The sequence below is a fragment of the Streptomyces massasporeus genome (assembly GCF_014648995.1).
Taxonomy (GTDB): Bacteria; Actinomycetota; Actinomycetes; order Streptomycetales; family Streptomycetaceae; genus Streptomyces; species Streptomyces massasporeus.
The window spans coordinates 167,831-188,040 of record NZ_BMSE01000006.1; the positions used below are offsets into that span (position 1 = coordinate 167,831).

Annotated in this window: 19 protein-coding genes and 1 tRNA gene; 13 read left to right on the forward strand and 7 right to left on the reverse strand. The window is 71.1% G+C overall.

What is annotated here, in order from left to right; genetic code table 11:
• The first annotated feature begins 56 nt into the window (after positions 1–56).
• The 9 genes from IE153_RS16530 (at position 57) to IE153_RS16570 (ending at position 9,984) form a co-directional block, all read left to right on the forward strand.
• Positions 57–878 carry a hypothetical protein gene (locus tag IE153_RS16530; RefSeq protein WP_189590452.1) on the forward strand — a complete coding sequence of 274 codons (822 nt, stop codon included), beginning with the start codon at positions 57–59 and terminating at the stop codon, positions 876–878.
• A 169-nt stretch (positions 879–1,047) separates the two neighbouring features.
• A complete protein-coding gene (locus IE153_RS16535; protein WP_189590453.1) occupies positions 1,048–1,788 on the forward strand; it encodes a YcnI family copper-binding membrane protein in 741 nt (246 codons plus the stop codon).
• Between the two features lie 91 nt (positions 1,789–1,879).
• The gene (locus tag IE153_RS16540; RefSeq protein WP_189590454.1) at positions 1,880–2,533 is read left to right on the forward strand and encodes an SCO family protein; all 654 of its coding nucleotides are present in this window, start codon (positions 1,880–1,882) and stop codon (positions 2,531–2,533) included.
• A complete protein-coding gene (locus IE153_RS16545) occupies positions 2,530–3,009 on the forward strand; it encodes a copper chaperone PCu(A)C (RefSeq protein WP_189590455.1) in 480 nt (159 codons plus the stop codon). Before IE153_RS16540 ends, IE153_RS16545 begins: the two co-directional genes overlap by 4 nt.
• Before the next feature lie 13 nt (positions 3,010–3,022).
• Positions 3,023–5,059 (forward strand): copper resistance CopC/CopD family protein, encoded by a 2,037-nt coding sequence (locus IE153_RS16550; RefSeq protein ID WP_189590456.1) that lies wholly within the window; start codon positions 3,023–3,025, stop codon positions 5,057–5,059.
• 6 nt (positions 5,060–5,065) lie between these two features.
• Positions 5,066–6,355: an iron uptake transporter deferrochelatase/peroxidase subunit gene (efeB, locus tag IE153_RS16555; protein ID WP_189590457.1), complete on the forward strand. Its 1,290-nt coding sequence runs from the start codon at positions 5,066–5,068 to the stop codon at positions 6,353–6,355.
• Positions 6,356–6,417: 62 nt separating this feature from the next.
• Positions 6,418–7,350: a prephenate dehydratase gene (pheA, locus tag IE153_RS16560; protein ID WP_189590458.1), complete on the forward strand. Its 933-nt coding sequence runs from the start codon at positions 6,418–6,420 to the stop codon at positions 7,348–7,350.
• A gap of 541 nt (positions 7,351–7,891) precedes the next feature.
• Entirely contained in the window at positions 7,892–9,169 is a 1,278-nt protein-coding gene (gene serS, locus IE153_RS16565) for a serine--tRNA ligase (protein ID WP_185008331.1), read from the forward strand.
• Positions 9,166–9,984 (forward strand): HAD family hydrolase, encoded by an 819-nt coding sequence (locus tag IE153_RS16570; RefSeq protein WP_189590459.1) that lies wholly within the window; start codon positions 9,166–9,168, stop codon positions 9,982–9,984. The genes serS and IE153_RS16570 overlap by 4 nt, the downstream gene beginning before the upstream one ends.
• 78 nt (positions 9,985–10,062) lie before the next feature.
• Here the strand turns inward: IE153_RS16570 and IE153_RS16575 are convergent.
• The 6 genes from IE153_RS16575 to IE153_RS16600 all read right to left on the reverse strand — a co-directional run bounded on the left by IE153_RS16575 (position 10,063) and on the right by IE153_RS16600 (position 14,272).
• A tRNA-Ser gene (locus IE153_RS16575) sits at positions 10,063–10,149 on the reverse strand.
• A 282-nt stretch (positions 10,150–10,431) separates the two neighbouring features.
• The gene (locus IE153_RS16580; protein WP_189590460.1) at positions 10,432–10,659 is read right to left on the reverse strand and encodes an SGM_3592 family protein; all 228 of its coding nucleotides are present in this window, start codon (positions 10,657–10,659) and stop codon (positions 10,432–10,434) included.
• 100 nt (positions 10,660–10,759) lie between these two features.
• Positions 10,760–11,479 (reverse strand): ABC transporter permease, encoded by a 720-nt coding sequence (locus IE153_RS16585; protein ID WP_189590461.1) that lies wholly within the window; start codon positions 11,477–11,479, stop codon positions 10,760–10,762.
• A 9-nt stretch (positions 11,480–11,488) separates the two neighbouring features.
• Positions 11,489–12,400, reverse strand: a complete 912-nt coding sequence (locus IE153_RS16590) for an ABC transporter ATP-binding protein (protein ID WP_097217810.1) — start codon at positions 12,398–12,400, stop codon at positions 11,489–11,491.
• Positions 12,397–13,314, reverse strand: coding sequence for an ABC transporter permease (locus IE153_RS16595; RefSeq protein WP_189590462.1), 918 nt, complete (start codon positions 13,312–13,314; stop codon positions 12,397–12,399). Before IE153_RS16595 ends, IE153_RS16590 begins: the two co-directional genes overlap by 4 nt.
• Complete coding sequence (locus IE153_RS16600) at positions 13,304–14,272, reverse strand: ABC transporter ATP-binding protein (protein WP_189590592.1); 969 nt, start codon at positions 14,270–14,272, stop codon at positions 13,304–13,306. Before IE153_RS16600 ends, IE153_RS16595 begins: the two co-directional genes overlap by 11 nt.
• A 180-nt stretch (positions 14,273–14,452) precedes the next feature.
• On the opposite strand from IE153_RS16600, the gene IE153_RS16605 reads away from it, so the two are divergent.
• From IE153_RS16605 to IE153_RS16620, 4 genes are all read left to right on the forward strand, one after another.
• Positions 14,453–16,210 carry an SDR family oxidoreductase gene (locus tag IE153_RS16605; protein WP_189590463.1) on the forward strand — a complete coding sequence of 586 codons (1,758 nt, stop codon included), beginning with the start codon at positions 14,453–14,455 and terminating at the stop codon, positions 16,208–16,210.
• A 184-nt stretch (positions 16,211–16,394) separates the two neighbouring features.
• A complete protein-coding gene (locus tag IE153_RS16610) occupies positions 16,395–16,943 on the forward strand; it encodes an RNA 2'-phosphotransferase (protein WP_189590464.1) in 549 nt (182 codons plus the stop codon).
• Between the two features lie 83 nt (positions 16,944–17,026).
• Positions 17,027–17,929: an LLM class flavin-dependent oxidoreductase gene (locus IE153_RS16615; protein WP_189590465.1), complete on the forward strand. Its 903-nt coding sequence runs from the start codon at positions 17,027–17,029 to the stop codon at positions 17,927–17,929.
• A 139-nt stretch (positions 17,930–18,068) separates the two neighbouring features.
• A complete protein-coding gene (locus tag IE153_RS16620; RefSeq protein WP_229829016.1) occupies positions 18,069–18,938 on the forward strand; it encodes an HAD hydrolase family protein in 870 nt (289 codons plus the stop codon).
• A 19-nt stretch (positions 18,939–18,957) separates the two neighbouring features.
• On the opposite strand, the gene IE153_RS16625 is transcribed toward IE153_RS16620, so the two are convergent.
• The gene (locus IE153_RS16625; protein ID WP_189590467.1) at positions 18,958–20,031 is read right to left on the reverse strand and encodes a M23 family metallopeptidase; all 1,074 of its coding nucleotides are present in this window, start codon (positions 20,029–20,031) and stop codon (positions 18,958–18,960) included.
• Positions 20,032–20,210: the final 179 nt, after the last annotated feature.

A 20,210-nucleotide genomic window follows, 5' to 3' on the forward strand; every position in this document is an offset into this window, starting at 1 on the left:
CATCTTGTGGACCTGCCGCACGGGGCGTACGGGGCCAGTGCGATGATGAGCCCGCCATGACTGCCCCCTACGCGCGCGCGACGCGCTCCGGACACTCGCTCCGGATCCTGCGGGCCGCGGTGTTCGCCGCGGTCTGTGTCGTGCTGGCCGGGGCAGGTCACGCACTCGCCTCCTGCGACGGCATCCCGCTGTGGACGCTGGGCGCCGGGTTCCTCGGGGTGGCCGCTGTGGCGGCTCCGCTCGCCGGGCGCGTGCGCTCGCTGGCGGGGATCACGGTGCTGCTCGCGGCCGGTCAGACGGTGCTGCACACCCTGTTCGGCCTCGGCCAGCACGGTACGGCCGCCGTCACGTCCTCGGTGCCCGCGGGCGGGAGCGACGCCGCGCTGGTCCGGCAGGCCGCGCAATTCGTGTGCGGCACGACGGCGGCGGCGATCAGCCCGGTGCAGGCGCAGAAGATCCTCGCCGACGCCCGGATCCAGCCGCCATCCGGGACCCACACGCATCTGGCCGCGGACGCCTTGCCCGGTTCCGCCGCCTCGCTGTGGCCGTCCCTGCCGATGCTGCTCGGACACCTCCTCGCGGCGCTCGCCGCCGGCTGGCTGCTGCGCCACGGCGACCTGGCGCTGCTGCGTCTCACCGAACTGTCGGCGCAGGGAGTCGCCGAGGGAGCGCTGGTGCGCTCCCTGCGGGCCGCTCTCGCGCTGGTACGCGCCCTGCGCGCCGGACTTCCGGGAGCCCCGGAGGCCCACCCGCGCCCGGCGCACACCGCTCGGCCCGCGCCCCCGATGCCGCGCACCATGGCACTCCAGCACTCGGTGATCCGGCGCGGTCCGCCGGCCACCCCGGCTTCCGCAGCCGCACTCGCCCTCGCCGCCTGACACGACGCGACCACCACCACTTCCGCTCTCCTCGGATGCCCCGGGACCTCCTTTTCGGAGCTCCGGATTCCTGGATCCCGCGGAGGAGGGGCCGCCGTCGTGCGGCACGCGCGTGGGCGCGCATCCCTCCTTCCTCATCCAGACCGACTCACAGCGGAGTGCTCCTTCCATGAAGGCTTCCCGAATCGTCGCGGCCGGTGCCGCCGCCGGTGTCACCGTTCTCGCCCTGTCCGCCCCCGCCTTCGCGCACGTCTCCGTGCAGCCCGAGGGCACGGCCGCCAAGGGCGGCTACGCGGTCATCGACTTCAAGGTCCCCAACGAGCGCGACGACGCCTCGACCACCAAGATCGAGGTCAACTTCCCCACCGACCACCCGCTCGCCTCCGTCATGCCGGAGCCCATGCCCGGCTGGAAGATCGAGGTCACCAAGTCCAAGCTGGCCAAGCCGCTGGAGATGCACGGCGAGAAGATCACCGAGGCCGTCAGCAAGGTCACCTGGACCGCCGACGGCAAGGGGATCGAGCCCGGCTACTTCGAGAAGTTCCCGCTCTCCGTCGGCCAGCTCCCCGAGGACACCGACCAGCTGGCCTTCAAGGCCCTGCAGACGTACTCCAACAAGGAGGTCGTCCGCTGGATCGAGGTCCCGCAGAAGGGCAAGGAGGAGCCCGACAACCCGGCCCCGGTGCTGGAGCTGTCCGCCGCCTCCGAGGACGGGCACCACGGCGCGGCGGCCGATGACGACTCCGACGCCAAGTCGGCCGAGAAGGCCTCCACGCACACCGCCGACGACTCCGCCTCCTCCGACGGCACCGACACCACCGCCCGCGTGCTGGGCATCGTCGGCATCGTGGTCGGCGCCGCGGGCGTCGCCTACGGCGTGCTCGCCGGGCGCCGGCGGTCCAACGCCTGAGGCCGCTTCCGTTGACGGCGCGCACCGGATCCCCGCCCCCTGCGGAGGCTCCCGGTGCGCGCCGGGTCACCGACATCTGGGACATTTTTCTATGCGCACCAAAACCTTCGCCGCGGCCGCACTCCTCGCCGCCGCCTCCCTGACCCTGACCGCCTGCGGCAGCGGCGACGACAGCAACAAGCCCGTCGCCGTGGTGTCGGAGGAGGCCGGCACCGACAAGGCCGCCACCGTCCTCGACAAGCCGTTCGAGAAGCCGGACCTGGTCCTCACCGACACGCAGGGCAAGAAGTACGACCTCCGCAAGGAGACCGCGGGCAAGCCCACGCTGATCTACTTCGGCTACACCCACTGCCCTGACGTCTGCCCGCTGACGATGAACAACATCGCCGTCGCCAAGAAGCAGCTGCCCGAGGCCGAACAGGACGAGCTGCGCGTGGTGTTCGTCACCACCGACCCCAAGCGCGACACCTCGGCCGAGCTCGGCAAGTGGCTCAAGGGCATCGACACCGAGTTCGTCGGTCTCACCGGCGACTTCGCGACCATCCAGGCCGGCGCCCGCACCCTCGGCATCAGCATCGAGCCGACGCGGAAGGACAAGAATGGCAAGCTCATCTCCGAGCACGGCACCCAGGTCATCGCGTTCTCCCCTAAGACCGACGGCGGCTATGTGCTCTACGGCGAGAACGCCAAGGTCGACGACTACATCAAGGACCTCCCCAAGATCATCAAGGGGGAGAACCCGTGAGGCGGCGGCTCGGGCCGGCGGCCCTGGCCCTAGCCGGAGCGCTGGCCCTGGCGGGCTGCGGCGGCTCGGACTCGGGCGACTCCGGCGACAGCGGCTCCGCGAAGGCGGAACTCTCCGCCGGTACCGCGTACATGCCGCAGCCGGTGTCCGACGACATGGCGGCCGGCTTCCTCACCGTCACCAACAAGGGCGGTGCCCCCGATGAGCTGACCTCGGTCACCAGCGACATCGCCGGGCAGGTCACCGTGCACGAGACCGTCGACGGGGCGATGCAGGAGGTCAAGAGCCTCAAGATCCCCGCGGGCGGCCGGCTGGAGCTGAAGAGCGGCGGCGACCACCTGATGTTCGAACAGCTGAAGAGCAAGCCGAAGGAAGGTCAGACGGTCTCCGTCGAACTGCACTTCGCCCACTCCGGCCCCATGAAGGTCGAGATGCCGGTGAAGCCGGCGACCTACACCCCGAAGACCGGACACTGAGGGAGGGACCCCTGTGACGCAGACCATCGCCCCCCGCGTCCGGACAGTGGTGCTGCTGCTCCTGGCCGCGGCCTGCGCACTCCTCGCCGGAGCCGGCCCGGCCTCCGCGCACGCCGCGGTGACCGGCAGCGACCCCGGGCAGGGGGCGGTGGTCGACAAGGCCCCGGCCCGGATCACGCTCACCTTCTCCGAACAGGTCGCGTTGTCCGACGACTCGCTGCGCGTGCTCGACCCCGAGGGCAAGCGCGTCGATACGGCCAAACCGGCCACCGTCAGCGGCACGACGTACGCCGTGCCCCTGCACTCGGGCCTGCCCGACGGCACGTACACGGTGGCCTACCAGGTCGTCTCGGCGGACAGCCACCCCGTCGCCGGCGCCTACACCTTCTCCATCGGCGCCCCTTCCAAGACGTCCGTGTCGGTCTCCGGGCAGTCGACCGACGACGGGGTCGTGGGATGGCTGTACGGCTTCGGACGGTATGTGTCGTATGCCGGGTTCATCGTGATGGCCGGTGGTGCCGCCTTCGTGCTCGCCTGCTGGCGGCGCGGTTCCGGGGTGCGGCCCGTGCAACGGTTCGTCGTCTCCGGATGGGTCGCGCTCACCGCGTCGACCCTCGCCCTGCTGCTTCTGCGCGGCTCCTTCACGGGCTCCGGGAAGGTCTCCGACATCTTCGACCTGTCCCTGCTCGGGCAGGTGCTGCAGACCAAGAGCGGTGCGGCCCTGGTGTCCCGGCTGCTGCTGCTCGCCGCGGCGGCGCTCTTCATCGCCGTGCTGTTCGGCGCGTACGACAAGCGTGAGGACGCCGAGGAGAAGCGGGACCTGACCTTCGGGCTCTCGATCGGCGGCATCGTGGTGGCGGCCGGGCTCGCCGCGAGCTGGGCGATGTCCGAGCACGCCTCGGTCGGCCTCCAGGCGGGCATCGCCATGCCGGTCGACGTGCTGCATCTGCTGGCCGTCGCCGCCTGGCTCGGCGGGCTGGGCGCGCTGCTGGTCGCCTTGTACCGCGCGCCCGCCGACACGCCCGTCGACGCACCGGCCGTACACCGCTTCTCCCAGGTCGCCTTCGGTAGCGTCCTCGCCCTGATCGCGACCGGGACGTACCAGTCCTGGCGCCAGCTCGGCTCCTGGTCGGCCTTCACCGACACCCGTTACGGCCAGCTCCTCCTGGCGAAGATCGCCCTCGTGGTCGTCCTGGTCGGCGTCGCGTGGATCTCGCGCCGCTGGACGGGGCGACTGGCGGAGACGGTGCCGGTGGAGGCATCGGCGGTACGGGAGAAGGAGCGGGTCGGCGCGAGGGCGGACGGCACCGGGGAGACCGCGGTCGCCGGCGCCGGGGAGACCGCGGTCGTCGGCGACGGGGACGCCCCTGCGGAGGGCGAGGGCGATACCGGCCTCGACACCGACGAGCAGCCCGGCACCGAGCCCGCCCGCCCCGAGCCCGCCGACTCCGAGCCCGCCGACTCCGAACGCGCCGCGCAGCTCGCCCGGCAGCAGGCCGCCCGGGACGCGGCCCAGCGGAAGCGGATGCGGGACGCGGACCCCAACCGCTTCGGGCTGCGCCGCTCCGTGCTGGCCGAGGCCGGTATCGCGGTCGTCTTGCTCGCCGTGACCACCGTCCTGACGCAGACCGAGCCGGGACGCACCGAGCAGGAGGCCAAGGCGGCCACCGCGGCCTCCGCGTCCTCCTCCGCCGACGAGGGCGCGTCCGGGGCGCTGACCCTGAACATGCCGTTCGACACCGGCGGCGAGGACGGCAAGGGCATCGTCACCATCGACGTCGACCCCGCCCGCGTGGGCGGCAACGAGATGCACGTCTACGTGGAACGCCCCAACGGCCGGGCCTTCGACATCCCCGAGGTGAAGGTCGAGTTCACCCTGAAAGCCAAGGACATCGGGCCCCTGCCCGTCGTCCCCGACCACATCGCCACCGGACACTGGTCGGCGAACGGAGTGCAGATCCCCATGGCCGGGGACTGGCAGGTCGACGTGACCGTGCGGACCTCCGACATCGACGAGGTGACCGTCTCCAAGAACGCGCAGATCGGCTGAACGACCATGCCTGACCAGTCCCTTCCGAAGGCCCGCACCCCCGAGGCCACCACGGCGCAGAGCGACGCGGCCCCCGCCCACGAGGGCTTCTCACGGCGACGGCTGCTCGGCACCGCGGGTGCCACCGGGCTCGTCCTCGGCACGGCGGGTGCCGCCGTGGGCTACGCCGCCGCCCCCTCCGAGGCGGCCGCTCCGCTCACCTCGCTCGGCACGGACCGGGCGATGTTTCACGGGAAACATCAGCCCGGCATCACCGACGGCCTCCAGGCACGCGGCCACCTCGTGGCCTTCGACCTGGCGGCGGGCGCCGGCCGCAAGGAGGCCGCGGCCCTGCTCCGCCGCTGGTCGGAGACGGCCCGGCGGCTGATGGCAGGCGAGCCGGGCGGCCACGACGACACCGACGTGGCCCGCGACGCCGGCCCCTCCTCGCTGACGCTCACCTTCGGCTTCGGTCACAGCTTCTTCGCCCGGACGGGACTGGAGAAGCAACGCCCCACCGCGCTGGACCCGCTGCCCGAGTTCTCCTCCGACCACCTCGACAAGAACCGCAGCAACGGCGATCTGTGGGTGCAGATCGGCGCCAACGACGCCCTGGTCGCCTTCCACGCCCTGCGCGCGATCCAGAAGGACGCGGGCCGGGCGGCCAGGGTCCGCTGGCAGATGAACGGCTTCAACCGCTCCCCGGGCGCCACCACTCACCCCATGACGGCCCGCAACCTCATGGGCCAGATCGACGGCACCCGCAACCCGAAGCCGGGCGAGAGCGACTTCGACCAGCGCATCTTCGTCCCCGAGAAGGCCGAACCGGCCTGGATGGCGAACGGCTCCTACGCCGTCGTGCGCCGGATCCGCATGCTCCTCGACGACTGGGAGAAGCTCTCCGTCAAGGCGCAGGAGGACGTGATCGGGCGCCGCAAGTCCGACGGGGCGGCGCTGTCCGGGGGCACGGAGACGACCGCGATGGACCTGGAGAAGACGGACGCCAAGGGCAACCTGGTGGTCCCGATCAACGCCCACGCCCGCATCACCCGGCCCGACCAGAACGGCGGCGCGGCCATGCTCCGCCGCCCGTTCTCCTTCCATGACGGCATCGACGCCGACGGGGTGCCCGACGCGGGCCTGCTCTTCGTCTGCTGGCAGGCCGATCCCCTGCGCGGGTTCGTGCCGGTGCAGCGCAAGCTCGACCGCGGCGACGCCCTGTCGCAGTTCATCCGCCACGAGTCGAGCGGACTGTTCGCGGTGCCGGGCGGGGCGGCGGAGGGCGAGTACGTGGGGCAGAAGTTGCTGGAGGGGTGAGAGTTCACCCCTGTACGGGCTTGTGGGGGATAGCGCTTCCGCGGGCCCATTAGGGTGAGGTCATGCCAGCGAGCTATGCGTATCTCGGTCCTGAGGGCACGTTCACCGAAGTCGCCCTGCGCACGCTTCCCGAGGCCGCCACCCGGGAGCTGATCCCGTACGTGTCGGTCCAGTCCGCGCTCGACGCGGTACGCGCCGGCGAGGCCGAGGCCGCGTTCGTGCCGATCGAGAACTCCGTCGAGGGCGGCATCACCACCACCCTCGACGAGCTGGTCGCCGGCGCGCCGCTGATGATCTACCGCGAGGTGCTGCTGTCGATCACCTTCGCGCTGCTGGTCCGCCCGGGCACGAAGCTGTCGGACATCAAGACCGTCTCGGCCCACCCGGCCGCGCAGCCGCAGGTGCGCAACTGGCTGAAGAAGCACCTCCCGGACGCCCACTGGGAGTCCGCCGCCTCGAACGCGGACGCCGCCCGCCTGGTCCAGGAGGGCCAGTACGACGCGGCCTTCGCGGGTGAGTTCGCGGCCGCCCGCTACGGCCTGGAGGCCCTGGAGACCGGGATCCACGACGCGGAGAACGCCCAGACGCGGTTCGTGCTGGTGGGCCGTCCGGCCCGGCCCGCCGCGCCGACCGGCGCGGACAAGACCTCGATCGTGCTGTGGCAGCGCGACGACCACCCCGGCGGCCTGCGCGACCTGCTCGGCGAGTTCGCCACCCGCGGCATCAACCTGATGCTGCTCCAGTCCCGGCCCACCGGCGCGGGCATCGGCAACTACTGCTTCTGCATCGACGCCGAGGGCCACATCTCCGACCGCCGGATGGCCGACGCCCTGATGGGCCTGAAGCGGATCTGTCTCCAGGTGCGCTACCTCGGCTCCTACCCGCGCGCGGACCTGCGGCCGGGGGACGTGCAGCCGCCGCGGCTGGGGACCTCCGACGAGGAGTTCGCGGGGGCGGCGGACTGGGTCGCGCGGTGCCAGGACGGGCGTTTCTGACCGGGTTCCGAGCCTGTTCCCCGGCCCGTCGTACCTGCTGATAGTCGTTATCCACAGAAGTTATCCACAGGTCCGCTTCTCGACCTGGGGACAAGTCGACAACGAAGCGTGAGTCAGTCGACAAATCGCTCTACAGCCCCCCGATGCGTCCATCACCGGGCAGGTCACCCTTCGTCCACCGTTTCCCCTTCCATAACTCTTCGGGGTGACCTCTTTCCACTCGAAAGTGAGGGTAGAGCGGGTTTGCGGAGGGAATTCATGGGGTGGTCGAGCTGCCTGGAGTGATCAATTCCGAAGTCCACAGATCTTGCACACAGCCTGTGGATAACTTTTGCCAGGGTGTGGATCCCTGTGGACAACCGAAGCCCAAGTCCCGGCTCCCGCAAGGGATTCGAGTCAAGGCGGCGTCCGTCGGATGCCTCGTTCCGGGGAGAGGCATCTCCTTTATTGACACTGTGCGCAATTCCCTCATAACGGTACGTAAGTCGCTATCGGAATAGTGAGTCGTGGGCGGTCACCCCGCACCGGTAGCCTTGGGCGCGTGATTGACCTTCGCCTGCTCCGTGAGGACCCCGACCGTGTGCGCGCGTCGCAGCGCGCCCGTGGAGAGGACGTCGCGCTCGTCGACGCCCTCCTGTCTGCCGACGAGAGGCGCAGGTCGTCCGGCGTCCGCTTCGACGAGCTGCGCGCCGAGCAGAAGGCGCTCGGCAAGCTCATCCCCAAGGCGGCCGGCGACGAGAAGTCCGAGCTGCTGAAGAAGGCGGGCCAGCTCGCCGCCGACGTCAAGGCGGCCGACGCCGAGCGGGACGCCGCCGCGACCGAGACCCAGGAGCTGCTCCAGAGGCTCGGCAACCTCGTCCACCCGGACGTGCCCGTGGGCGGCGAGGAGGACTTCGTCACCCTCGAGAAGCACGGCACGATCCGCGACTTCGCCGCCGAGGGCTTCGAGCCCAAGGACCACCTGGCGCTCGGCCAGATCCTCGGCGCGATCGACGTCGAGCGGGGCGCCAAGGTCTCCGGCTCGCGCTTCTACTTCCTGACCGGCGTGGGCGCCCTCCTGGAGCTCGCCCTGGTGAACGCGGCGATGGCGCAGGCCACCGCGGCCGGATTCACCCCGATGCTGACCCCCGCGCTGGTGCGTCCGCAGTCCATGGCGGGCACCGGCTTCCTGGGCCAGGCGGCCCAGGACGTCTACCACCTCGCCGACGACGACCTCTACCTGGTCGGCACGTCCGAGGTGCCGCTCGCGGCGTACCACATGGACGAGATCCTCGACGCCGACCGCCTGCCCCTGCGCTACGCGGGCTTCTCGCCCTGCTTCCGCCGCGAGGCCGGCTCGCACGGCAAGGACACCCGGGGCATCTTCCGCGTGCACCAGTTCGACAAGGTCGAGATGTTCTCCTACGTCGCTCCCGAGGACTCGCAGGCCGAGCACCAGCGCCTGCTGGAGTGGGAGAAGCAGTGGCTGACCTCGCTGGAGCTGCCGTACCGCGTGATCGACGTGGCGAGCGCCGACCTGGGCGCCTCGGCCTCCCGCAAGTTCGACTGCGAGGCGTGGATCCCGACCCAGGGCAAGTACCGCGAGCTGACCTCGACCTCGGACTGCACCGAGTTCCAGTCCCGCCGCCTGTCGATCCGCGTCCGTGACGGCAAGCAGGTCAAGCCGCTGGCCACGCTCAACGGCACGCTGTGCGCCGTTCCCCGCACGATCGTGGCGATCCTGGAGAACCACCAGCAGGCCGACGGCTCGGTGCGCGTGCCCGAGGTGCTGCGCCCGTACCTGGGCGGCCGGGAGGTCCTGGAGCCGGTGGCCAAGTGAGCGACACGGCTTCCCCGGGCGGCTTCCCGTACCGGCTCGTCGCCACCGATCTCGACGGGACGCTGCTGCGCTCCGACGACACGGTGTCGCAGCGCACCCGTGACGCGCTCGCCGCGGCCACCGCGGCGGGCGCCGCGCACATCGTCGTCACCGGCCGTGCGGTCCCGTGGACCCGGCACATCCTCGACGACCTCGGCTACCAGGGCCTGGCCGTCTGCGGCCAGGGCGCGCAGGTCTACGACGCCGGCGCGCACCGCCTGCTCACATCGGTGACGCTGGACCGGCAGCTGGCCGGGGTGGCGCTGGCCAAGATCGAGGCGGAGGTCGGCCCGCTGTACCTGGCGGCGAGCCGCGACGGCCTCGACGGCGAGGTGCTGGTCGGCCCGGGCTACGCGGTCCAGGGCACCCTGCCCGCCACGCCCTTCACAAACGCGTCGGACCTGTGGACCGCGCCCCTGAACAAGCTGTACATCCAGCACCCGACCCTGTCGGACGACGAGCTGTGCGAGGCGGCCACGCGGACCGCCGGCGGTTTCGTCACGGTCACGATGGCGGGCGAGGGCATCGTCGAGCTCCTCCCCCTGGGCCTGTCCAAGGCGACGGGCCTGTCCCTGGCGGCCCGCCGGCTCGGGATGAAGGCGGCGGACACGATCGCCTTCGGCGACATGCCCAACGACATACCGATGTTCGCCTGGGCCTCCTACGGCGTCGCCATGGCGGACGCCCACGAGGAACTGAAGGCGGTGGCCGACGAGGTGACGTCCTCCCATGACGAGGACGGCATCGCGGTGGTGCTGGAGCGGTTGCTGGGCTGAGCGTCGGGTCCGGTGGCCGGAGCCTGATACTCAAGGCTGGTACTCGAGGCCCGGTACTCAGGGCTCGATGGTGCTCGGCGGAGGATGCACGGATCGAACGTGCGCGGGCCTTTCGACCCGACCACGGTTTAGCAAACCGGTGCCTTACCACTCGGCCAATCCTCCGGGTGGGCGGCCCACGCGATGTGCGATTCGCGTGCTCGAAGCGGCCGCCCCGGGCAGCTCCCCGTGTGGGGCGGGTTCGACGGAGGGGTAGTGGCTACTCCGGATCCCGCCGCGGGCTGCCCTGAAGGGAGCTGGACGTACTGCCGTGCATGGACATCGTCCCGCTCCTCTCCCAGAACGCGGCGCCGGGCTCTCCGCCCGGCCGTGATGACAACCACTGTGCCCGCCGGGCGAATTGGACGCCACTGATTAAATCGGCTGCCGGTCCGGCGGTGCGGCCGGCTACTTCCTGCGCCACCTGCGCCGCCGGACCTTGCTGAAGAACCAGCCCGCGGGCGGCTCGTCGGAGCGCCAGGGCTGCGGCTCCGGTTCCTCACGGCGCCACTGCGCGGCGAGCATCCGGGCACGGGCGGACGGCTCGGTGGTCCCGGCGGAGCGTATGAAGTCCTCGTCCAGGACGACCCCGTCGAGGTCGTCCCGGGTCTCGTCCTGAGCCCTCTCGTCCGCCATCCCCGTCCTCCCAGTCGTCCAACTCCCGTGCGATTCCCCTACATCTGATTCGCCCAGTGTGCCCTGACAGAGGTGAAGCCTCCGTCAGGGCCGGGGCACGTCACTCCTCGCCGGCGAGGGTGAGGGAGCGCAGCTTCTGTCCGGCGAACCAGGTGGCCAGCACCGTGACGGCCAGCAGCAGCACCGTCGCCGTGGTCAGACCCACGTCCGAGGAGACCAGGTCCCCTCCGGAGACCTTCTGGGCCACCGCCAGCGACCACTGCTGGACGCTCAGCGTGCGCGCACCGGGCACCAGGGAGCCGAACAGGGCCTCCCAGACCAGCGCGTAGACGAGACCGAACACCACCGCGTGCCGTGAGACCGTGCCGAGCAGCAGGAACAGGGCCGCGTAGGCGATGGACGCGACCAACGCGGCCACCGTGTAGGCGACGGCGACCTGCTGGCCGTTGCCGTTCAGGATGAAGCCGGCGATGAGCGTCGGCACCGCGGAGAACACCATGGTCACCGCGACCGCGACGATCAGCTTGGTGAAGATGATCGTCGGCCGCTTGATCGGCTTCGACAGCAGGTACACCACCGAGCCGTCGTCGATCTCCGGCCCGATCGCGCCCGTTCCGGCGATGACGCCGATGATCGGCACCATCGTGGCGAGGGCGAGGCCGCCCAGCAGGTCGGCCGCGGTCTGGTCGTCCGCCCCGGCCAGGCCGCGCACCGCCACGGCGATCACGATCAGCAGCATCGGCAGGGCGCCGAGAATGAGGGCCCGGCGCCGGCCGAGCAGGGCCCGGTACGTGAGCCGGGCGACTGTGGGGTCGTACATCAGGGCCTCCTACGCCGCGACGAGGTACGAGAAGACGGACTCGAGGGACTCGTCGGACGGCGAGACCGTGAGCAGCCGGATGCCGTGGTCCCTGGCCACTCGCGGCAGCAGGGCCGTGAAGCGGCCGAAGTCGACGGCCTGGATGCGCAGCGCGCCCTCGGCGAGGTCGACCTCGATGCCGGCCGTCGACGGGTCGGCGATCAGCGCGGCCGCGAGGGCGCGGTCGTCGCTGGAACGCACCAGGTAGCGGTGCGGCCGGTCGGTCATCAGGCGGCGGATCTTGCGGAAGTCACCGCTGGCGGCGTGCCGGCCGGCGACGACGACCTCGATGTGCCAGGCGAGTTGCTCGACCTCTTCGAGGATGTGGGACGAGAACAGCACCGTGCGGCCCTCATCGCCCATGCGGCGCAGCAGGTCCATCAGCTGCATGCGCTGACGGGGGTCCATGCCGTTGAAGGGCTCGTCGAGCAGCAGCAGCGACGGGTCGTGGACCAGAGCGCTCGCCATCTTCACGCGCTGGCGCATGCCCTTGGAGTACGTCTGGATCTTACGGTCCTGCGCGTACTCCATCTCGACCGTGGCCAGGGCCTTCTGCGCCGCCTTGGCACCCAGGCCGTGGAGTTCGGCGTTGGCGAGGACGAACTCCTTGCCGGTGAGGAAGTCGTACATCGCCTCCCGCTCGGGAACGACGCCGATGTGCTTGTAGATCTGCTCGTTGCGCCACACGGCCTGGCCGTCGAGGGTGACCGTGCCGGTGGAGGGGGCCAGGAAGCCGCCCATCATGTTGATGAGGGTGGACTTTCCGGCGCCGTTGGGGCCGAGCAGGCCCGTGACGCCGGGGCCGATGGTCATCGTGATGTCGTTGACGGCGACCACGTTGCCGAACCAGCGAGAGACGTGGTCGATGTTGAGCGTGGTCACAGTCCCACCTTCTTGTAGCGGCGCATCAGGAGGCCGTAGCTCGCCGCGATCAGGCCCAGGGCGACGACGACGTAGACGACGCCCTCGGCGGTGCTCGGGCCCACCCCGCTGGGGGAGGCGGACGTCGCGCCCAGGAACGCGGACTGCACACCGTCAATGATCGTGATCGGGGAGAACAGCCCGATCCACGGCACGGCGTCGCCGCTGCCCTGCGCGTCGGCGATGGCCTGGAGGGTGGAGACCGCGCCGTAGGTGATGGTCAGCACGGCGATCACGGCCGCGATACCGAAGCCGCGGCGCGGGGTGAAGGACGCGATGACGAGGCCGATGCCGGCGAAGAGCAGTGAGAGCAGTGCCACCGAGACGAGTCCCTGTGCGAATCCCTTGGTCTGGTCGGCGAAGTCGAGCTTGGCCAGCAGCGCACCCACGTAGAGCAGGAGCAGGGGGCCGGCGGTGAGGATGAAGAGTGCCGAGGCCAGCGCCGCGAACTTGGCACGGACGTAGTCGGCGGTCTCGATGGGCCGCGAGAAGTACAGCGGCACCGTCTTGAAGCGCAGGTCGCGTGAGACGGACTGGGGTGCCTGCGAGGCGACGTAGAGGCTGATGACCGCCTGCATGATGATCGCGTAGCGCGTGTAGTCGACGGGCAGGGCGTTGGCCTTGGTGGCGACCGCGACGGCGACCATGATGGCCGCGGGCACGCACATCACCACGAAGAGCAGCATCGGCAGCACCTTGGACTTCACCGAGCGGCCGAGGCCGTAGGAGCCGCGCAGGGACTGCGAGTACAGGGAGCGCCGGGCGTAGGCGCGGCCGAGGCGGGGACCGTCGTACTTGCGGTAGCCGATGTTGTGGATGCGGGTCTGGTCACCCGGTGCCGGGGCGGCTGTCCCCGTGGAGTGCTCAACCGCCATGGCCGACCGCCTCCTTCCGCTGCTCGCGCTCGTCGGTGCTGGTGAAGACCTCGGAGATGTGGTGCCGGCGCTGCTCCATGCGCACCAGGCCGAGTCCGAGGTCCGCGATCACGTCCCGGACCACGTCGTATGTCTCCTCACCCTGCGCGGTGAGCAGCAGGACGTGGCCGGCGCCCGGCAGGCCGCTGCCGTCCTCGACGCTCACCCCGCGCGCATGCAGCGCCTCGCGGACCGCGCGGGTGCCGTCCGGGTGCTCGTCGGTGTCCGTGACCTCGATCGCGAGGGTGGTGGTGATCTGTGTGAAGTCCGTGGTGGAGCTGGAGCGCAGGAGTTTGCCGCCGTCGATGACGACGACGTGGTCGCAGGTGCGCTCCAGTTCGCCCAGCAGGTGGGAGGTGACCAGGACCGAGATGCCGAAGTCGGTGTGGATCCGGCGGATGAGGCCGAGCATCTCGTCGCGGCCGACCGGGTCGAGGCCGTTGGTGGGCTCGTCCAGGAGGACCAGCTGAGGGTCGTGGACGAGGGCCTGCGCGAGTTTGACGCGCTGCTTCATGCCGGTCGAGTAGCCGCCGATGGGGCGGTAGCGCTCCTCGTACAGCCCGACGTGGCGCAGGGTGTCGGCCGTGCGCTCGCGCGCTGCCGTGGGCGGCAGACCGGACATGCGCGCCATGTGGACGACGAACTCGGTGGCCGAGACGTCCGGCGGCAGGCAGTCGTGCTCGGGCATGTAGCCGACCCGCTCGCGGATGGCGCCGCCCTTGGTGGCGACGTCGAGACCGAGCACTTCGGCGCGGCCCTCGGTGGCGGGGGACAGACCCAGCAGGATCTTGATCAGTGTGGACTTGCCGGCTCCGTTGGCTCCGACGAGTCCGGTCACACCGGGTCCGACGTCCACGGAGAGCCGGTCAAGCGCGGTCACCCGGGGGAACCGCTTGCTCAGGCTTTCGGTCGCGATCACAGTCACCCTTCGAAGTTAGGGGCCGGGCGCGTGGCGGGCATCACTCCGCAGAGCTGTCTTCGGATCAGCCCTGAGTATTACGGGCCCCTAGGGGAGCTGGTTCTCGAGAGTTACCACGCGGGGTGGGGGCCGGGGCAGCGCCCTATTGACGAACTCTCTAACAACTGCCAGATTCGCCGGATGACGTTGCTGACGGGTGCGCGCGAGCGCAGGGTGCGGACCGGCGAAGTCGAGCTGTGCGTGGCCGAGATGGGGGATCCCGGGCGGCCCACGGTCGTCCTGGTCCATGGCTACCCCGACAGCAAGGAGGTGTGGTCCGAGGTCGCCGAGCGGCTCGCCGGACGCTTCCACGTCGTGGCGTACGACGTCCGCGGCCACGGCCGGTCGACGGCCCCGCGGCCGCTGCGGGGCGGGTTCACGCTGGAGAAGCTGACGGACGACTTCCTGGCCGTCGCGGACGCGGTGAGTCCGGACGCGCCGGTGCACCTGGTCGGGCACGACTGGGGTTCGGTGCAGGCCTGGGAGTTCACCACCGTCCGGCGTACCGAGGGACGCATCGCCTCCTTCACCTCGATGTCCGGGCCGTCCCTCGACCACTTCGGCCACTGGATCGGCAAGCGGGTGCAGCGGCCCACCCCGCGCCGGGTCGGGCAGCTCCTCGGGCAGGGCGCCCGGTCCTGGTACGTGTACCTGCTGCACACGCCCGTCCTGCCCGAGCTGGCCTGGCGTGGCCCGCTCGGCAAGCGCTGGCCGCGGGTGCTGGAGCGCGTCGAGAAGGTGCCCCGGGGCGACTACCCCACCGCGTCCCTGCCGTCGGACGCGGCGCATGGGGCCTGGTTGTACCGGGACAACGTCCGGCCCCGGCTGCGCGCGCCGCGCACGGACGCGCACGCCCACGCGCCCGTGCAGATCGTCACGCCCCTGGAGGACCGGTTCCTCTCGGAGCGGCTCCACGACGAACTGGAGCAGTGGGTTCCGCAGTTGACCCGCAGGACGATCCAGGCAGGGCACTGGATCCCGCGGACCCGCCCGGACCGGCTGGCCTCCTGGATCGAGGAGTTCGTGACGTCTGTCGAGAGCGGGCGGTCCCCGGCGCCGGTGAACGGGGAGCACGCCGAGCGGTTCGGCGGGCAGCTCGTGCTGGTCACCGGGGCGGGCAGCGGTATCGGGCGGGCGACGGCGCTCGCGTTCGCCGAGGCCGGTGCGCGGGTGGTGGCCGTCGACCGGAACGCGGAGGCCGCGGCTCGCACCGCCGAGTCGTCCCGCCTGCTGGGCGCCACCGACGCCTGGGCGGAGACGGCCGACGTCTCCGACGAACAGGCCATGGAGAAGCTCGCCGACAAGGTCACCACGGAGTACGGAGTGGTGGACGTCCTCGTGAACAACGCCGGGATCGGGCTGTCCGGCTCCTTCTTCGACACCACACCGGAGGACTGGAAGAAGGTCCTCGACGTCAATCTGTGGGGGGTCATCCACGGCTGCCGGCTCTTCGGCCGGCGGATGGCCGAGCGCGGGCAGGGCGGCCACATCGTCAACGTGGCGTCGGCCGCGGCGTACCAGCCGTCCCGGGCGCTGCCCGCGTACAGCACCTCCAAGGCGGCCGTGCTGATGCTCAGCGAATGCCTGCGGGCGGAGCTCGCCGGGCAGGGGATCGGCGTGACGGCGGTGTGCCCGGGCATCGTGAACACCGCCATCACGTCGACGGCGCGTTTCGCCGGGGTCGACGCCCTGGAGGAGAAGCGGCTGCAGAAGCGCACCGCCCGCCTGTACGGGCTGCGGAACTATCCGCCGGAGAAGGTCGCCCGCGCGATCATGCGGGCGGTGACGCGCAACGAGGCGGTGGTGCCGGTGACTCCGGAGGCGCGGGGTGCGCGCTGGCTGTCGCGGTGGGCGCCAGGGGCGCTGAGGGGCCTCGCGCGGGTGAAGCCGCCGGTATGAGGGCGAGGGCGTGGAACTGAGGGCGTGCCGCCGGTGTGAGGCCGAGGGCCCAAAACCCGTGGAGTGAGCGCCAGTTGTCCACAGAACCGCCAATTCCCCTGTGGATAACCACACTTGGTTGTGGACCAAACCTCGGAAGTGAAACTCGATCGCGTGATTCCCGTCTCTCACGCACTCTGGTGGGATGGACGAGAGACGCACCGTGAAGGTGTCGAAGTACCTGTCGAAGCATCTGCGCCACCAGCCGGAGCGCATCGGGCTCACGCTCGACGAGGCCGGCTGGGTCGAGATCGACACGCTGATCGCCGCGGCCACCGCCCACGGCTTCCGATTCACCCGCGACGAACTGGACCAGGTCGTCGCCACCAACGACAAGCGGCGTTTCGCCGTCGAAGGCACCCGGATCCGCGCCAGCCAGGGCCACAGCGTGGAGGTCGACCTCGGGCTGGCGCCGGCCACCCCGCCCGTCCGCCTCTACCACGGCACCGTCGCTCGCAGTCTCAGCGCCATCCGGGCCGAGGGGCTCCGTCCGATGAACCGGCACGCCGTGCACCTCTCGCCCGACCAGGAGACGGCGACCCGTGTCGGCGCCCGCCGGGGCCGGCCGGTCGTGCTGACGGTGGACGCGGACGCCATGCACCGCGACGGCCATGTCTTCCACGTGAGCGCGAACGGGGTGTGGCTGACCGAAGCCGTCCCGGCCCGGTATCTGCGCTTCCCCGAGGGGCACTGACCTGCCGCATCCGGCCGACCGCGCACGGTGACTGTTTCACGTGAAACACAGGGCACCCTCGGCGCTCCCTTACGCTCGATGCCATGAGTCTGCGTCTGAGCACCGTGATCCTCCCGTACCGCCGCTGGCACGAAGGTGGCCGTTCGGCCTGGACGCGCGCCGAGCAGCTCGGCTTCCACACCGCGTACACCTACGACCACCTGTCCTGGCGCACCTTCCGGGACGGCCCGTGGTTCGGCGCTGTACCGACCCTCACGGCGGCCGCGGGCGTCACCGACCGGCTGCGGCTCGGCACCCTGGTGACCTCGCCGAACTTCCGGCACCCCGTGACCCTCGCCAAGGAGCTGATCTCCCTCGACGACATCTCCGGTGGGCGGGTCACGCTGGGGATCGGCGCGGGCGGCTCCGGCTTCGACGCCACCGCGCTCGGCCAGGAACCGTGGACGCCGCGCGAGCGTGCCGACCGCTTCGCCGAATTCGTTCCGCTGCTCGACCGCCTGCTCAGCGAGGACGCCGTCTCCTACGAGGGTGACTTCTACTCCGCCCACGAGGCGCGGAACATCCCCGGCTGTGTGCAGCGCCCCAGGCTGCCGTTCGCGGTGGCCGCCACCGGGCCGCGAGGGATGCGGCTCGCCGCCCGGTTCGGGCAGGCGTGGGTGACCACCGGCGACCCCAAGCTGTACGAGAACGGCACGCCCGGACAGTCGATTCAGGCCATTCGCGGCCAGGCGGAGAGGCTCGACGACATCTGCGCCGAGGTCGGGCGGGACATGACCGACCTCGACCGGGTCCTGCTCACCGGCTTTACGCCGGACCGTGTCGCCCCGCTCCAGTCCCTGAACGCGTTCGTGGACTTCGCCGGGCGGCATGTGGAGCTGGGCTTCACAGAGATCGTGATCCACTGGCCGATCCCCGACTCGCCGTTCGCAGCCGATCAGAAGGTCTTCGAGCAGATCGCGATGGAGGCGCCGGCGCAGCTGCGCTGAGCGTGGAGGGATGTGCCGGGGGCCTCTGGTGAGGGCTCCTGGTGAAGAACCCCTGGCGAGGGCTCCTGGTGAGGGCGGTATCCACTCACCTGTGCGGAGCCCTGCACGCCCGTGCGGGCATGTGCGGGACAATGGCCGGGTGACCTCAGCGACCCGACAGCCCGAGACCGCGGCCGAGACCCTCCCGCCGCGGCTGATCGCCACCGACCTCGACGGCACCCTGCTGCGCGACGACAAGTCGGTGTCGCCGCGCACCGTCGCCGCGCTGGCCGCCGCCGAGGAGGCGGGCGTCGAGGTCTTCTTCGTCACGGGCCGCCCGGCCCGCTGGATGGACGTCGTCAGCGACCACGTGCACGGCCACGGCCTGGCGATCTGCGGCAACGGCGCCGCCGTGGTCGACCTGCACGGCGGACCCGGCGCCCACCGGTTCGTGAAGGTGCGGGAGCTGGCCCGGGAGAACGCCCTGGACGCCGTACGGCTGCTGCGCGACGCGGCGCCGGGCACGGTGTACGCGGTGGAGCAGACCTACGGCTTCTACCAGGAGCCGGCTTACCCGAAGCTCCACATGGAGATACCGGACAGCCTCGCCCCGGCCGAGGAGCTGCTGGGCCCGGACCATCCGGCCGCCGCGGAGCCGGTGCTGAAAATCCTCGCCTACCACCCCGAGATCGACCCCGACGCCTTCCTGACCGTGGCCCGCCTCGCCATCGGCGATCGCGCCAACGTCACCCGCTCCAGCCCCAGTGCCCTGCTCGAGATCAGCGGCCCCGGGGTGTCGAAGGCCAGCACCCTCGCCCTGTGCTGTGCCGAGCGCGGCATCTCGCACGAGCAGGTCGTGGCCTTCGGCGACATGCCGAACGACGTGGAGATGCTGACCTGGGCGGGCCGGTCGTACGCGATGGGCAACGCGCACCCGGACGTGATCGCCGCCGCCTCGGGCCGGACGGTCGCGAACAACGACGACGGGGTGGCCGTCGTGATCGAGCAGTTGCTGACGGAACTGCCGTAGCCGCCGCGGCCGGGGTGTCTCAGAGGGACACCCCGCGCGCCGACAGCCACGACACCGGGTTCACCGCCGAGCCCGACTCCGGTGTGACCCGGGCCTCGAAGTGCAGGTGCGGCCCGGTGGAGTTGCCCGTGGTGCCCGACTGGCCGATCCACTGCCCGGGGCTGACGCGCTCTCCCTGGTCGACCGCCATGGAAGCGAGATGGGCGTACTGCGTGTAGTAGCCGCCTGCGTGCTTGAGCACGATCTCCATGCCGAAGGGACCGCCGCAGGACACCTTCACGACCCGTCCGGCCCCCACCGCCCGCACCGGAGTGCCGATCGGTACCGCGAAGTCCTGACCGGTGTGCCGGTTCGACCACCGCGCACCGCCACTGCCGTAGGACGCCGACAGTTCGTACGTCTCGACCGGCGCGACCCAGTCGCCGTCGGTGAAGCCCGTCTCCGGCTGGTCCAGCCGGACGGCCCCGCGGCACGCACCGGCAGCGACCGCCGCGTCCGCCTGTCCCTGGAGCTCCGAGCGGGCCGTCTCCAGCTTCTGCTCGATGTCCGTCTTCAGAGCGGCGAGTTGGACGTTGCGCTTCTCCAGCGCCTGCCACTGGGCCGCGGCCCTGGCCTCGTCCGCCGCGAGCCGGGCCTCGGCCCGCTTGTTCTTGGAGATCGCGTTGTTCACCGCGAGATCCGCCTGCGAGAAGGCGTGCTGACCTCGCATCAGGCCCTCGGGACTGTCGGCCAGGATCATGTGGGCGGCCACCGGCAGCCCCCCACTGCTGCGGTACTGCGCCCGCGCGATCCGGCCCAGATCCTCGTGCAGGGCGGCGATGTGCCGCCGCTGCGCGTCCAGGAGGGCCTCCGCCCTCTGGGCTTCGGCCCGCTGGCCCTCGGCCTCCTTGCGCCCGGCCTCGTACTGCTGCGTCGCCACCGCGGCCTCCTCGTACAGCCGCACGACCTCGGCGCTGAGGCCGGTGGCCGGGCCGATGCCGGTGCCGGTGTCGCTCCCGGGGTCCTTGCCGGCCGCCGTCGGCCGCGCCGCGAGCACGGCCAGCGCGCACAGCAGGACCGGAACGAGCAGCCGATGACGGCGATATGAGCGCATGTCAGCGATCGTCGCCCAACACTGCCGACCCGGTCCTGTTCACGTCGTACGGCCGGGGGACCGGCTGCGCCGAACGGCCCAGTGCGCACCGTCTCCGACCGCCGGCCGAGAGCGCCGAGGCGAGGGCGCCGGGGTCGAGGGCGCCGGGGCCAAGGCGCCGAGGTCGAGGGCACGGAGGT